The sequence below is a fragment of the Plectonema cf. radiosum LEGE 06105 genome, from assembly GCF_015207665.1.
Classification (GTDB): Bacteria; Cyanobacteriota; Cyanobacteriia; order Cyanobacteriales; family Nostocaceae; genus Rivularia; species Rivularia radiosa_A.
This window is the reverse complement of sequence record NZ_JADEWL010000081.1, coordinates 1-14,973: the sequence shown is the minus strand read 5'-3', so window position 1 is coordinate 14,973 and position 14,973 is coordinate 1. Positions and strand designations below refer to the sequence as shown.

Annotated in this window: 12 protein-coding genes; 8 read left to right on the top strand and 4 right to left on the bottom strand. The window is 39.6% G+C overall.

Features of this window, described 5'->3' with window-relative positions; translation table 11 throughout:
• Position 1: 1 nt before the first annotated feature.
• Complete coding sequence (locus IQ247_RS20585; protein ID WP_193922988.1) at positions 2-1,681, top strand: sodium:solute symporter family protein; 1,680 nt, start codon at positions 2-4, stop codon at positions 1,679-1,681.
• 249 nt (positions 1,682-1,930) lie between these two features.
• Here the strand turns inward: IQ247_RS20585 and era are convergent, their stop codons facing one another.
• On the bottom strand, positions 1,931-2,887 hold the full coding sequence (gene era / locus IQ247_RS20580) for a GTPase Era (RefSeq protein ID WP_193922986.1): 957 nt from the start codon (positions 2,885-2,887) through the stop codon (positions 1,931-1,933).
• Positions 2,888-3,059: 172 nt separating this feature from the next.
• Entirely contained in the window at positions 3,060-3,485 is a 426-nt protein-coding gene (locus IQ247_RS20575; RefSeq protein WP_193922985.1) for a hypothetical protein, read from the bottom strand.
• A gap of 121 nt (positions 3,486-3,606) precedes the next feature.
• Here IQ247_RS20575 and thiL point away from each other — a divergent pair, with 121 nt between their 5' ends.
• Positions 3,607-4,614 carry a thiamine-phosphate kinase gene (thiL, locus tag IQ247_RS20570; protein WP_193922984.1) on the top strand — a complete coding sequence of 336 codons (1,008 nt, stop codon included), beginning with the start codon at positions 3,607-3,609 and terminating at the stop codon, positions 4,612-4,614.
• A 70-nt stretch (positions 4,615-4,684) separates the two neighbouring features.
• On the opposite strand, the gene IQ247_RS20565 is transcribed toward thiL, so the two are convergent.
• Positions 4,685-5,704 (bottom strand): type I glyceraldehyde-3-phosphate dehydrogenase, encoded by a 1,020-nt coding sequence (locus IQ247_RS20565; RefSeq protein ID WP_193922983.1) that lies wholly within the window; start codon positions 5,702-5,704, stop codon positions 4,685-4,687.
• Between the two features lie 1,085 nt (positions 5,705-6,789).
• On the opposite strand from IQ247_RS20565, the gene murC reads away from it, so the two are divergent.
• From murC to IQ247_RS20545, 4 genes are all read left to right on the top strand, one after another.
• On the top strand, positions 6,790-8,208 hold the full coding sequence (gene murC, locus IQ247_RS20560; protein ID WP_193922981.1) for a UDP-N-acetylmuramate--L-alanine ligase: 1,419 nt from the start codon (positions 6,790-6,792) through the stop codon (positions 8,206-8,208).
• A 234-nt stretch (positions 8,209-8,442) separates the two neighbouring features.
• Entirely contained in the window at positions 8,443-9,372 is a 930-nt protein-coding gene (gene murB, locus IQ247_RS20555; protein WP_193922980.1) for a UDP-N-acetylmuramate dehydrogenase, read from the top strand.
• A 161-nt stretch (positions 9,373-9,533) separates the two neighbouring features.
• Complete coding sequence (locus IQ247_RS20550) at positions 9,534-9,881, top strand: YbaB/EbfC family nucleoid-associated protein (RefSeq protein ID WP_193922978.1); 348 nt, start codon at positions 9,534-9,536, stop codon at positions 9,879-9,881.
• A gap of 67 nt (positions 9,882-9,948) precedes the next feature.
• The gene (locus IQ247_RS20545) at positions 9,949-10,434 is read left to right on the top strand and encodes a low molecular weight protein-tyrosine-phosphatase (protein WP_193922977.1); all 486 of its coding nucleotides are present in this window, start codon (positions 9,949-9,951) and stop codon (positions 10,432-10,434) included.
• 115 nt (positions 10,435-10,549) lie between these two features.
• Here the strand turns inward: IQ247_RS20545 and IQ247_RS20540 are convergent, their stop codons facing one another.
• Positions 10,550-12,790, bottom strand: coding sequence for a dynamin family protein (locus IQ247_RS20540; protein ID WP_193922976.1), 2,241 nt, complete (start codon positions 12,788-12,790; stop codon positions 10,550-10,552).
• Between the two features lie 411 nt (positions 12,791-13,201).
• On the opposite strand from IQ247_RS20540, the gene IQ247_RS20535 reads away from it, so the two are divergent.
• Together IQ247_RS20535 and IQ247_RS20530 are read left to right on the top strand one after the other, a co-directional pair.
• Positions 13,202-13,915, top strand: coding sequence for a rhomboid family intramembrane serine protease (locus IQ247_RS20535; RefSeq protein WP_193922973.1), 714 nt, complete (start codon positions 13,202-13,204; stop codon positions 13,913-13,915).
• A gap of 337 nt (positions 13,916-14,252) precedes the next feature.
• Complete coding sequence (locus IQ247_RS20530) at positions 14,253-14,903, top strand: rhomboid family intramembrane serine protease (RefSeq protein WP_228059909.1); 651 nt, start codon at positions 14,253-14,255, stop codon at positions 14,901-14,903.
• Positions 14,904-14,973 lie beyond the last annotated feature (70 nt).

Sequence of the window (14,973 nt, the reverse complement as noted above, 5' to 3'; positions counted from 1 at the left end):
TGTGTCAGTTGAAATTTGGACGATTTTATTTGTCGGCATTTCCTTTTTACTTTACATTTATATCGGTTGGCAATCTCGTGTCAAAGATAGTAAAGGATTTTTTGTCGCCGGACAAGGTGTCCCAGCCCTCGCGAACGGTGCTGCTACTGCTGCTGATTGGATGTCAGCTGCTTCGTTTATTTCCATGGCAGGACTAATTTCGACTTTAGGTTACGACGGCTCAATCTATTTGATGGGATGGACTGGTGGTTATGTACTGCTAGCGTTACTCCTAGCCCCTTACTTGCGAAAATTTGGCAAATATACAGTACCCGACTTTGTTGGCGATCGCTATTATTCTCAATTTGCTCGATTGGTGGCTGTGGTTGCGGCTATCTTTGTTTCACTCACCTATGTCGCTGGTCAAATGCGCGGTGTTGGTATCGTTTTTAGCCGGTTTTTGCAAGTCGATATCAATACGGGTGTAATTATCGGTATGGTAATTGTCGGCTTTTTCGCAGTGTTGGGAGGAATGAAAGGTATTACCTGGACGCAAGTCGCTCAATATTGCATTTTAATTATTGCCTATCTGATTCCTGCGATCGCAATTTCAATTTATCTCACAGGAAATCCGATACCCCAATTCGCATTTACCTTCAGTGATATTGCTGATAAACTCAACGATATTCAAGTTAGTTTGGGTTTTCAGGAATATACTGAACCATTCACCAATAAATCGATGTTGGACGTATTGTTTATCACCATTGCTTTGATGGTTGGAACCGCAGGCTTACCCCACGTAATTGTCAGATTTTATACTGTACCCAATGTCCGCGCCGCTCGTTATTCTGCCGGTTGGGCATTATTACTAATTGCCATACTTTATACCACTGCTCCCGCTCTTTCCATGTTTGCTCGTTACAACTTAATTGATTCTCTTCACAATAAAACAGTAACAGAAGTACAGCAGCTAGATTGGGCGAAAAAATGGGAAAGTACCGGATTATTAGCTTTTACCGATAAAAACGGTGATGGAAAATTGCAATTAACTCCAGATAAAGCAACCAACGAAATTACAATTGATAATGACATCATCGTACTTTCTACCCCAGAAGTCGCCAAACTTGCACCGTGGGTAATCGCTTTAGTCGCCGCAGGTGGATTAGCAGCAGCCTTATCTACAGCATCGGGATTATTACTAGTAATTTCCAGCTCCATCGCCCATGATGTTTACTACCGGATGATCAACCCCCATGCATCGGAAAGTAGGCGGGTATTTGTCGGTAGAATCATGGTAGGTTTTGCGGTAGTAGTCGCCGGATACTTTGGTGTAAACCCACCGGGTTTTGTCGCACAAGTTGTAGCCTTTGCTTTCGGTTTAGCAGCAGCCAGCTTTTTCCCAGCGATATTCTTGGGAATCTTTGACAAACGTACTAACAAAGAAGGTGCTATTGCCGGAATGTTAACCGGCTTAATCTTCACCACCGTCTATATTATCGGCGTAAAATTTGCCGGAATGCCGACTTGGTTTTTCGGTATTTCCGCTGAGGGTATCGGAACATTAGGTATGATTATTAACTTGATTGTCACCTTAATCGTTTCCCGTCTAACACCACCACCACCGCCAGAAATTCAAGCTTTAGTCGAAAATTTACGCAGTCCCGTTGTGGAAGAAGAAGCACCTGCTGGAGTAGTGCATTAAAGGGACAAGGGGATGGGGGGATGGGGAGATGGTAAGTAATAAATTCTTACTCCTAAGTTGTAGCGGATTTAATTTGCATTTTTCTAACGGGCTAACAGCCCGCACTACAACACTTTAATCGAATTTCAATATACAAATTAAACCTTTTTAGCTTAACTCCTCACTCCGGTGGTACTCACTCCTCACTCCGGTGGTACTAACTCCGGTGGTACTCACTCCTAACTCCGGTGGTACTAACTCCGGTGGTACTCACTTTTCTACCCGATATCCCAATTCAGCTAACCGAGTGCGGGAATGTCGCCATTTTGCTTGTACTCTAACGAATAATTCTAAGTAAACTTTGCCTGCAATTAACTTTTGGATTTGTTCTCTGGCTGCACTTCCTACAGATTTGAGCATTCCTCCACCTTTCCCAATTAAAATACCTTTTTGGGAATCGCGTTCGACGTTAATTGTTGCCAATACACGGGTAATTGCAGGTGTTTCTTCCACTAAATCTATACTGATGGCTACCGAATGGGGAACTTCTTCGCGAGTTAATAGCAAAATCTGTTCTCGAATTAGTTCACCCATAATAAACCGTTCCGGTTGATCGGTTACTAAATCCGGTGGATAATAATAAGGACCTGGTTCTAAATGTTCTATTAATAATTGTTGCAATTCTAGCAGTCCATCGCTGGTTTTAGCGGAAAATCTTCCTGTTTGCCATTCTCCAGACTGTGCTAATTCTAGATAACTTTCATCTATCAACTGAGAATTGGACGGCTGGCTATCAATTTTGTTGATGCCTAAAATTACCGGCGTGGTAGTACGTTCGAGTAATGAAGCAATATAGCGATCGCCACCACCGCAAGCTGTGCTACCATCAACCACAAACAGTAAAACATCCACAGAATCGATGGCAATTTTGGCATTTGTCACCAATACTTCCCCTAGTTGATGGTGGGGTTTATGAATTCCGGGTGTATCGACAAAAATCAGTTGTGCTTCGGGTGTGGTTAAAATACCGCGCAATCGATTTCGCGTAGTTTGCGCTACTGGTGAGGTAATCGCAATTTTTTGACCTACTAATTGATTCATTAAAGTAGATTTACCGACATTCGGACGACCGATAATACCGATAAAACCAGACTTAAATCCGGGAGGTGCCTGGGGAATGAGAATTTCTCCCGGAAGAGAAAAGTTGTTGTCTTGAATACTAGTCACCTTTTTAAATTAGTTATCAATAAACATTCATTGCGGAATTGATTGCGGAAGCGGTGCGGGTATATATCAAATTAATAATTAATTCTTCTGCCTTTAATCTTAGCTCAATTGATTGATATTTTAACTTGATTCACACCCGAATCACAGTAATGGAACTTTATCCGGGAGCATCTTAGGTTCGAGCAAATATTTTCATTACTAAAAGATAGCTATGCCAAATTGATGTATTTTGATTATTTCGGGGAGGAAGCAGCAATCTCCAGGTTTTACCTTCTTTTTGCAGTTGTAGGTAAACGTCAAAGAGTTTTTGTGGTTGTTCTAAAGTTCGTTTTGGTAACTTCAAATTTAAATCATAAGTTCCCTGAATGCGGAAAGCTGGTAAACCTTCAACCGTCATCAGCTGCCGCTGTTTAATTGATAAATGATTGATTTCAAATTCGCCGAAATCTAAATTTAATTTTTCCCTGAGTTGCTGTTGGGTTTCCTGCATGGAAAGGGCGATCGCTCTTTTGATTAACTGTTTATTTGGTGATGGTGTACCAAAACTGCAAGCTGTTAATAGTACCAGCAAAATCACCGTTAAAACCACTTTTACCATATATCTTCCCCTACCCTTACTAATTCCCGTCGATAGTATATCTCAACTACCGCTCAGATAATGTGTTGCAATCCGCAACTGATAACTGTTAACTGATAACTGTTAACTGATAACTGATTCTATGCAAGTCAAAGAAATTGGCGAACAAGGACTTTTAAAAATATTGCAGGGTTTTTGTCCCCCAGACATTATCGGCGATGATGGAGCGGTATTAACAACTGCTGCGGAAAAATCTTTGGTAATTACTACAGACGTATTAATTGATAAAGTACATTTCAGTGAAATTACTACATCTCCTGAAGATGTTGGTTGGCGAGCAGCGGCAGCAAATCTTTCTGACTTGGCAGCAATGGGAGCTTCACCGTTAGGAATTACCGTCGGTTTAGGACTCCCTGGAGAGACTTCTGTAGATTGGGTTGAAAAACTATACCAGGGAATGACGCAATGTTTGCAGCAACATAACACCCCGATTGTCGGTGGTGACATAGTGCGATCGCCAATTATCAGCGTGGCAATTACAGCTTTCGGACAAGTTGCTCCACGGCTGACGATTCGTCGCAATCAAGCCGACTTAGGAGATGCAATTGTTGTTACAGGCTATCATGGGGCTTCTCGTGCAGGTTTGGAGTTGCTGCTAAATCCCGATTTAACAAGAAATCTGAGCGAAGACGAAAAAGCAGCCTTAATTCAAGCACATCAACGACCAAAACCACGTTTGGATATCCTACCAATTCTATGGGAGATTGTAGACTCTCACTCTCTTACAAATATTTGTGGAATGGATAGCAGCGACGGTTTAGCGGATGCAATCTTACAAGTTTGTCATTCAAGTCAAGTTGGTGCAACGATTGAAGCTACTCAGATTCCCTTACATCCAGCCATGAAGCCTTGGCTGACAGCAGAACAAGCGATAGAATATGCTCTTTACGGTGGGGAAGATTTTGAATTACTACTTTGTTTACCAAAACCAGCAGCCAGTCAACTAGTACAAAAGCTTGGTAATAGTGCAGCAATAATCGGAACAATTACTAATGGCGATCGTCAGGAAGTTTTATTGCACGATAGTAGCAAGGAAATTCCCGACCAAGTTTTAAACTTAAGCCGGGGATTTCAACATTTTACAAATTGAGCGAGATAATTTTAGATTTTGGGTGAATGCGACTATTTAAAATCTAAAATCCAAAATCTAAAATCCAAAATTAATTAGTCCATTTTTGGGCAATCAATTCAGCCAAATCAACAACCCGCTGACTGTAACCCCATTCGTTGTCATACCAAGCCATAACTTTAACCATATCTCCACCCAAAACCATTGTCAGGCTAGCATCTACAACCGAAGAAGTATCGCTACCCTTATAATCCGAAGACACTAAAGGTAAATCGCAGTAACCCAAAATCCCTTTGAGTTCGCCTTCAGCAGCATTTTGAAAAGCTTGGTTAATTTCTTCAGCAATGGTAGGCTTTTCAACTTGGACTACAAAATCCACCATGGAAACGTTAGGAGTAGGTACCCGTAATGCGACACCATTAAGTTTTCCTTTTAAAGCTGGTAGTACTAATGCAACTGCTTTTGCTGCACCTGTAGAAGTGGGTACAATGTTCATTGCTGCGGCTCTAGCACGACGTACATCTCGGTGAGAAGCGTCGAGTAAGCGTTGGTCGCCAGTGTAGCTGTGAGTAGTGGTCATAGTACCCTTGATGATACCAAATTTCTCATCTAACACTTTAGCGATAGGAGCCAAGCAATTAGTGGTACAGCTAGCATTACTAATCACGTCATACTTGTTTGGATCGTAATCTTGATGATTTACGCCCATAACAAAAGTACCAACGTTACCGCCCTTTCCAGGAGCAGTAATGAGAACTTTTTTAGCGCCAGATTTAATATGCTTTCTAGCTCCTTCTTCGCTGACAAATACCCCAGTTGATTCAATAATGAGGTCAATTTCCCACTCTTTCCAGGGCAGATTTTCTGGATTGCGGTCAGACACGCATTTTATCGTTTTACCTTTGACTGTAATGGAATTATCATCAGCGGAAATGTCAACATTTTTTAAATTGCCGAGCATCGTATCATAGGTCAGCAAATGAGCATTCGTTCTGGGGTCTGAGGTATCGTTAATAGCAACAACTTCTAAGTTACTATTTTCTCTCGCCATCCAACAGCGCATAAAGTTACGTCCGATGCGACCGAAACCATTAATTGCAACTCTAACCACAGGTCTTGCCCTCTGTATTTATGTCTAAACAATGCTTATTTATGCGAACGATCATATCGCAAAGGGGGAGTATTAATAACTATAGAGTGCTAGATTCCTTAAAAAACTTGATAATTTATCCCGATTAGCCAGAGCAAACACCGAGATTAACGATATGGGTTCTAAAAAAGTCCGTTCCCAAGTTACCCATTAGAGACAATTGCTACATAAGTTAGGAATCATACTTGACGAAACTCTTTCTAAAGGAGTATGTATTAATTGCTAATACATGATATGCGAATAATTGCCCGGTTGTTGCTCTACTTGCTTGCACATCGACTCGGATTGAGTTATATTCACACCACTTGAGAGTGGAGGTGCATAAAACTAATTACACAATTGTGCCAATTAATGTTTTCAGTATCACAATTGGGTACAACCATATCCTAACTAACATTTAAATGGTAGTAGTATTTGCATACAAGTTACACTTGTTAACTAAGGTATCCATAGCAATCGAATTTTTGATTAATTGGTTGCTACCAGTTTAGGATGAAATAAAGCCACTATGATTTTTAGATTTTTAATTTTAAAATCTACAGGCGAATGTTTGCTGAGTTATCGGTTATTTATCAATTAATGGCACTTGGGACACCTAAATTACCCTTTTTATATGTAGGCTAAAACAAAGTTGTTTCGACTACAAATAACTATTCTTCAATGATGGTGTCGGAGATACTAATCTCAGAAAGCTAATATTTCCAATTCATAGATATGAATTTTATGTAGACTCAAATCTTCTATCGCAACCGATGTCGTATTCTAGACAATTGCTTTTCTCAAAGGACAAAGGTGTATTGTGAATTACAATTGTTTATTTCCAGATTGTGTTTCGATTGTCATAAGAAAGGTCATAATAGTTTGGAAAGAGAAAAAAATCCCATTCAAGGTTAAAATCTTTCTGGACAAATAACATGAACGCAACAAATTCTATTTATTAAAATGAAATCAAATATACAGGGTGCGTGTCAGTAAAAATCAAATTCTGAGTATGATGCGCGTGTTAGAAGTGTTAATGGTGTGGTGTGGTGTCAGAGGAAAAATCAATGGTAAATGTAGTAGATTTTAGTGGTAGACCGTTTCATTTCATTGGTGTAGGCGGTATTGGTATGTCAGCTTTGGCATATGTACTCGCTCTCAGGGGATTTCAAGTTAGCGGTTCTGATGTTCGTCCAAATCACATTACTCATAAACTAGAATCGATCGGAGTTAATGTTTTTGGTAAACAAGAAGCAGCGAATCTTGATTTCTTTAAAGGTGATTCTCAGGATATTGCCAGAACACCCCAAGTAGTTTGTTCTACAGCGATTAATGCCTCGAATTTGGAATACAAAGCAGCATTAGAAAATGGCTGCCCAATTTTCCATCGTTCTGATGTATTAGCAGCATTAATATCGCAGTACAAGAGTATTGCCGTCGCCGGAACTCACGGCAAGACTACCACTAGTAGCATGATTGGCTATATGTTATTAGAGTGTGGCATTGACCCCACAATCATAGTGGGTGGTGAAGTCAAAGCTTGGGAAGGTAATGCTCGTTTGGGACAAAGCCCTTATTTAGTAGCAGAAGCTGATGAATCTGATGGTTCTTTGGTGAAGCATTCTCCTTTATTTGGGATTATTACCAATATAGAGTTAGACCATCCAGACCATTACAAAACATTAGATGAAGTAATAGATATTTTTAAAACATTTACCAGCAACTGCCAAACTGTAGTCGCTTGTATTGATTGCAAAACAGTACGTGAGCGCTTCCAACCTCATATCAGCTATAGCCTTGATCCAAATAGCGGTGCCGAATATTATGCGACAAATATTGATTATCGTGCTGACGGTACCACAGCTTTAGTTTGGGAAAAAGGTATCGCTCTGGGAGTATTAAATTTAAGTGTATTAGGCAACCATAATCTCAGTAATGCTTTAGCAGCAGTAGCCATTGGTAGGGCATTAGGTTTAGAATTTGGTGAAATTGCCAGAAGTTTAGCGACTTTTGAAGGTGCAAGACGACGCTTCGAGTTTCGAGGTGAAGTTGACGGGATTGTTTTTATCGATGATTACGCACATCACCCCAGTGAATTGAGCGCTACTTTAGCTGCTGCAAGGTTACAAGCAAGACCGGGACAAAGAGTAGTTGCGATTTTCCAACCTCATCGTTATAGCCGCACAAAAACATTTTTAGCAGAATTTGCGACATCTTTCAGCCATGCGGATTTAGTTGTCCTCACCGATATCTACAGCGCCGGAGAGCCAAATATTGGTTTGATTAGTGGTGAACAATTGGCTGCGGAAGTAGCAAAACATCATTTTGCCGTAGAGTATCAACCGACTTTAGCCGACGTTAGTGAGTTCTTAATCAAAAACTTACGTCCTGGAGATATCGCATTATTCCTAGGTGCTGGAAACTTGAACCAAACAATTCCCGAAGTTATAGATTTTCTTCGGCAACCAGCACAAGCCACATCCTAAATAACAACATTCATCGACCTCACGGGATGAACCACTTTTAATGGTTTTTAATGGTAGTTTATCCCCTCAATGATTACCTGTATCGGACAACCGTTTGATTGCGAATTTGAATATCGTATGATTACGGTAATTACACGTCAAAACATATTTAAGTATTTTGCTAAATATGACGGTTTTTCAAGCATCTACTAAATATTTGCCAAGCTTTTAATGTAATAACTAACAAAACAAAAAATGAAAGTGGACGGTAAGAACGAAGGAATCCCTTTAAGTGGTACTGACTGTATTATCAAGCCTCAAGTAGCTTTATCTGCCTACACTTCCTATAGAGTTGGTGGTCCAGCAGAATGGCTTGTTGCTCCCCGTTCCAGTGAATCTTTGCAAGCCAGTGTTGCATATGCCAAAGAACACCAGCTATCAATAACAGTACTTGGTGCTGGTTCCAACTTATTAATCAGCGATGATGGTATACCAGGTCTGGTTATCGCTACTCGCCATATGCGTCATACTAATTTTGATACGGAAACTGGTATGGTCACATTTGCTGCTGGAGAATCAATTCCTGCTTTAGCATGGGCAGCTGCCGAACTTGGTTGGGAAGGATTTGAATGGGCAGTTGGCATTCCAGGAACCATTGGTGGTGCTGTAGTTATGAATGCTGGAGCGCACAATAGTTGTATTGCAGATATGTTGGTTAGCATCGAGGTACTAACTCCGGACGGTACTTTACAAATTCTGAGTGGCGAACAATTAAATTATAGCTATCGAACTTCGGTACTGCAAGGAAGTAATTTAATCGTCACTCAAGCAACTCTGCAACTCCAACCTGGTGCAGATCCGGCAGAAGTTACTGCAAGAACCAAGCAACACAAAGAGCATCGATTGGCTACCCAACCTTACCATTTACCAAGTTGTGGTAGCGTGTTCCGTAATCCGACACCTCATTCAGCAGGTCGGTTAATCGAGCAAACTGGTCTTAAAGGTTTTCAAATTGGGCAAGCCCAAGTAGCACAGCGCCATGCTAACTTTATTGTTAATTGTGGTGGAGCAACCGCTAACGATATTTTCAATCTGATTCGTCACGTCCAGTATCAAGTACAAGAACGCTGGTCAATTGGATTACACCCAGAAGTTAAGATGATGGGAGAATTCCAAACAGCTTAACTATCACTGCCAGGAAAAAGTAGCATTTTGAGTCAAAAATCTTCGATATATAGTTTTTAGTATTTAATTGGGTGCATTACCTCAAGATAAAAAACTATCAAATTACACTACCCATCTATAATTGAATTTGATTTGTTATTGAAAGCACAGGCTTATTTATTATGACAGGAAAAGGACAAGGATTTGGTTTTGGTTTAGGAAAAATGAAAGAACTGGCTGAAGCTTTCAAAAAAGCCCAGCAAGTCCAAGAAGGAGCCAAACAACTCCAAGAAGAATTGGAGCAAATGGAAATTCAAGGAGAGTCTGGTGGTGGAATGGTAAAAGTCATTCTCAGTGGAAACCAGGAACCCAAAGGAGTAGTAATTTCACCTGATGCTATGAATGAAGGAGCAGAAGTGCTTTCCGATTTGGTCACAGCAGCAATGAAAGATGCTTACAATAAATCTACTGCCACCATGCGCGATCGCATGGAAGAATTAACCAGCGGATTGGAACTTCCCGGATTTTAACAAGCACTTTGTCAGCAGTCTTATATGCTAGAAATTGCAAAACTTTAGACGAGTCTAGAAGTAGATTATGGCTTATGAGCTGCTGTTTGTCTGCTTGGGTAATATTTGTCGATCGCCAACCGCAGAAAATGTGATGAATCATTTGGTAGAAAAAGCTGGTTTGAGCAATTCTATCCACTGTGACTCTGCTGGAACATCAAGTTATCACATCGGTAGTCCCCCGGATTCCCGTATGAATGCTGCTGCAAATGCTATTTTAGGAATTCAGCTTTGCGGACAAGCGCGTCAATTTCAAGGGTCAGATTTTGAAAATTTTGATTTAATTTTAGCGATGGATAGGGAGAATTATCGCAATATTCTTTCTATGGACTTGGACGGAAAATATCACGAAAAAGTACGCTTGATTTGTGATTATTGCCGTACCCACTCTCTCAAAGAAGTCCCAGACCCCTATTATGGTGGTAAGGAAGGCTTTGAGCGAGTTGTAGATTTACTTGTTGATGCTTGTGGAGGTCTTTTAGAGGATATTCGCAAAACTCAAGTAAATTTGTAAAAGAAGTCGGGTTTTTACTGAATTTGTAAGTTTGTTGCAGATAATGATCATAAAAACCCGACTTCTGAAAACTGTAGTTAAGAGTTATAAACAATAACTCTTAACTTTTTAAAAGTTACCTTATTAATAAACTATTAACATATGAAGCACGTTCAACTAATGTTCTCCAAATTAATTGCTGTTGAACACGCTGTTCTATTTGTTGAAATTCTGACCATACTTGATAACATTCTTTGCGAAGAAAAATGCGCCATTCTAACTGTACATCTTTGGCGCGAATAACTCGATCTACAAATTCTTCTATCATAAAATAAGCATCAGTAGAAGGTTCGCAAACTATTCGATTCAAAGCTGTTTCAGATTTGTCGGCTGCTTCTTGATGTAGTTTCTGTAATGTATCTAAAATCTGTTCTTCAATATTCAATTCCGCAGTTACTTCTTGTGTAAATTGTTTTTCAGGAAACAATAAAGCACTGGTGTTAGTATCTGGTTTTAGTTTATCAATATTAACGCGAAGCAGACGGATTACTCTTCCTGCACGGGAGACATCGAATTCATCAAGTTTCTGAAAACCCATTTTGAGATTATTCGTGTTATCGGGAAGCAGGTTATAAATTATTTTGAGAACATCGATTTCTTCTGAATCTACAAGTTCTCCTAAATGAGATTTAAGGATTTTGACAACTAAATTTTTGCGATTTTCCAGGGAAAGCTGCATCGCTTGATCTAAAGATAAGAAATGTCCTAAAAAATTAGTGCGGATTTCATGTAAAAATTCGTTATAAGCAGTACTATACGAGCCAAAAAGATGACGACGTTGTGCAATTTCATTGCAGGTTGATGGAATTCCCGTATCTGTTCGACATCGTTGAATCGCATTTTCAACTTGTTGTGCAAATTCTCTGTCTAAATTATCTCGATTTTCTTTTAACTCTGCTAGTAAATTTTCGAAATCATTGGTCAATTTACGCCAAAACTGAGCAAAAAGTTGTTCAAATAACAAATCACCATCACCATATCTAGCTAAAGCACCACTAGCTTTGTCTAACTCAATACTGATATTGTGATAAAGTGCATCCAATTGTTTTTGATAAGAACGCCCATATTCTTTTTCAATAGACTCTACATTTGCAGCCAAATAATCAAGAATCGGCTCTAGAACTTGAGTAAAAACTTCTTGAGAATTAGAGCAATCAGCAATAATACACTGCGCTACTCGAATTGGTGTTTCTTTGAGTTCTGAGTGTAACTTCTGACAGCGATAACTGTTGTCACCACCTTCTGCACCATCTTTAGTACGATTAAGAATCATAAAAGAACATTTAGCAAGAGGAAAATCACCTAAAGCATCGTGAGCAATTTGATACAATTTTAAATATGCTTCTCCCCAAACAGCGTTAGCTTCCGGTTTGCGAACAAATAAAATCAGATCGGCTTCCTGAGAAAGAATTTTGATTAACCGTTCTGCTTCGATTAAATTTGTATCTCCCAACCCCGGTAAATCCAACAAAGAAATTTGACCAATATCCTCATGAGGAAAAGAACAAGATATTTCAACTTCTTTGACTGCTAAATAATTAACAATTTTATTGCCGCTTTGATCGATAGAATCTTGAGTAACGTATAATGGAATATCTTGCTCAGCAATCTCCATCGATGGAGATGCGAGTAAATGACGATATTTAGCAATATTATAATAATAATCTTTACGTAAATGCCCGTATCTGGCTTTGTCAAATTCGCTATTTTTTTTATTTAAGGGTAAACCTGGGGGAGGAGTGCGAGCAAATTCTTCAACAGTTATGGATTTTGTACCCAAACCCAAAGTTTCGTAATAAGGAGCCAGCACTTGCTTGCTAAATTCATTTGATGAATAAAAATGCACCTTAGCTACAGCTTGTGACAATCCGGGTTGGTGAACAATTCTACTCAACGTACCCGTACAGTATCCTTCGCTACCATCGGGAATTACTCGGTTATTAAGTCCGGTTAAACTTTGTAGCAAACGACTTTTACCTTGTCGAGCATAACCAAGGACTGCGATGTTTATTGTGCTGCGATTACAACGCGATAGCGAAGCGCTGCTGCAAGCAGATCGCAATTTTTCTAGAGAACTTAAAAGGCGATCAATTTCTTTAATTATATCAAAATTAATTTCTGCCAAACGTTTAGCAGATGTAGCATCAACTCCACGAGCGAGAAACTCGGATTGATGCTGACTTAAATTAACTAATCCTAACTTACAAGCTTCCAAATTTGCTTTGTCCCGTTCGATTTGACTACCAAACCTTTGCCGTTGTTGAATAATTGCATTAATACGTTCTGTTCTGTGGGTATCAATCTGGATAGTTTTCATATTTTAAAGGGGGAACAGGGTTCGGGGGGAACAGGGAACAATGACTAACTGAGAGAAAAATTAAACCTTTCCTAAAACGTCTTGAAATTTAGGCAAAATAGAGGATTTTTCTGTCACCCATTGCCTATTCCCTGTTCCCCTCTGAAGAGTTATAGCTTTCATGAGGCACGCTCAAGCTTTTGTAATGTTAATAGATTTTTGTTAAGCCATCCTATTGTCGAATAGACCCTTTTGGCAAAATGGCTTGGGAAATTTTTGTAAAGAAAAAGTAATCCATGACAGTGTTTGAATTTGGTAACAATCGCTAGTTAATTCAATAAACCAGTGACCTATCTCAATCGCAAGTTAGAAGCGATGATCACAAAAATTAGGTAATGTAATGCTGATACTTCACAATCGGAAAAAACTGCTGTGGTTCCAATTAGAGACAATAATCCTATTTCCATCACTCCTTATGTTACCTATGGACTGATTGCCGTTAATGTCATCGCTTTTCTTTACGAATCGAGTTTATCACCCCAGTATTTAGATGGCTTTCTTCACCTGTTTGCTGTAGTACCACGAGAATTAAGCAGCAGTTTCGCTGGAATTTCAGTAAATCAACCTGTTCCCGAATGGTTAACTTTAATTACTGCTCAATTTTTACACGGCGGTTTATTGCACCTGGGCGGTAATATGTTATTTTTATGGATTTTTGGTAACAATGTTGAAGAAAAATTAGGTTATGTGAAATATTTGATTTTTTATCTCGCTTGTGGTATTCTGGCTTCCCTAACTCAGTGGTATTTTTCTCAAGGTTCGGCAATTCCTTCTTTAGGTGCTAGCGGTGCGATCGCCGGTGTGATGGGAGCATATATTATCCGCTTTCCTAAAGCAGAAGTTCTCGGTGTTGTACCTTTGGGGATATTTTTTCCTACTTTTCGAGTTCCCGCATACTTCTTTCTAGGATTCTGGTTTGTTCAACAAGCTTTTTACGGCATTGCCAGTATAGAAATGCCTACCAATATTGGTATGGAAAGTGGTGGAATTGCCTATTGGGCGCACGCAGGTGGTTTTGTCTTTGGAGCAATCCTTGGACCGGCATTAGGCTTATTTAGCGACAAATCCCCAGATAAAGCTTGGTAATTGGGGATTGGTAATTGGTAATTGGTAATTGGTAATTGGGGATTGGGAATTGGTAATTGAGACAATTTTCAACCAATAGTCCTTACCCATAACTCATCACCCATTACCCATTACCCATTACCCATTACTCATCACCCATTACCCATTACCCATTACCCATTACCCATTACCCATTACCCATTCCCAAATTTTGATATTTAATTAAATTATTTGTAAGGTGAAATGCTCTATACTTCGCAACTACAAGCTCTACAGGTTATAGTGCAGTTATTAGTCACAATATAAAACACCAGTGTTTCCCCTTTACGACGAAAACCCAACGCGAATCACGCCTTTTATGACCTACGGCTTGATTGGTATGAATGTTTTAGTGTTTCTTCACCAAGTTTCTTTATCAGAGCCACAAGTAGAGCAGTTTTTTCAATTATATGCAGTCATACCACAACAATTAAGTGCGAGCTTTGCTGGTGAAGCTATTAATCAACCAGTAGCAGAATGGGCAACGTTGTTTACCTCACAATTCTTGCATGGTGGTTGGTGGCACCTGATTTCTAATATGGTGTTTCTCTGGGTTTTTGGTAATAATATTGAAGACCGTTTAGGTCATTTTAAATATATAATTTTCTACTTGGCTTGCGGTGCTTTAGCTGCATTGTGTCAATGGTTTATTGGTATGGATTCTGCTATTCCTTCATTAGGTGCTTCTGGGGCGATTTCTGGAGTTCTCGGTGCTTACATGATTCGCTTTCCTCAAGCTTTAGTTAGAACTCTTATTTTTCTAGGTATTTTCATCACTACCCTCAGAGTTCCAGCATGGATAATAATTGGGATTTACATTGTGCAAAATGTCATATCTGGTCTTGCTGACTTGCAAAGAGCGGCTAATATGACTATGGAAACAGGTGGAGTAGCTTATTGGGCGCACATTGGTGGATTTGCATTTGGATTAGTTTTAGGTCCTTTACTTGGCTTATTCAACGATGATTAGAGGTTAGTGGACAGTTGACAGTTGACAGTTGACAGTTGACAGTTAATTTCTCTTATCCCCCCCATCTCCC

Bases quoted from the DNA above. Each gene is read 5' to 3' on its own strand.
- thiL (WP_193922984.1), top strand. From the start codon at position 3,607: ATGCAAGTCAAAGAAATTGGCGAACAAGGACTTTTAAAAATATTGCAG.
- murC (WP_193922981.1), top strand. From the start codon at position 6,790: ATGGTAAATGTAGTAGATTTTAGTGGTAGACCGTTTCATTTCATTGGT.
- IQ247_RS20575 (WP_193922985.1), bottom strand. From the start codon at position 3,485: ATGGTAAAAGTGGTTTTAACGGTGATTTTGCTGGTACTATTAACAGCT.
- IQ247_RS20550 (WP_193922978.1), top strand. From the start codon at position 9,534: ATGACAGGAAAAGGACAAGGATTTGGTTTTGGTTTAGGAAAAATGAAA.
- IQ247_RS20540 (WP_193922976.1), bottom strand. From the start codon at position 12,790: ATGAAAACTATCCAGATTGATACCCACAGAACAGAACGTATTAATGCA.
- IQ247_RS20530 (WP_228059909.1), top strand. From the start codon at position 14,253: ATGACCTACGGCTTGATTGGTATGAATGTTTTAGTGTTTCTTCACCAA.
- murB (WP_193922980.1), top strand. From the start codon at position 8,443: ATGAAAGTGGACGGTAAGAACGAAGGAATCCCTTTAAGTGGTACTGAC.
- IQ247_RS20545 (WP_193922977.1), top strand. From the start codon at position 9,949: ATGGCTTATGAGCTGCTGTTTGTCTGCTTGGGTAATATTTGTCGATCG.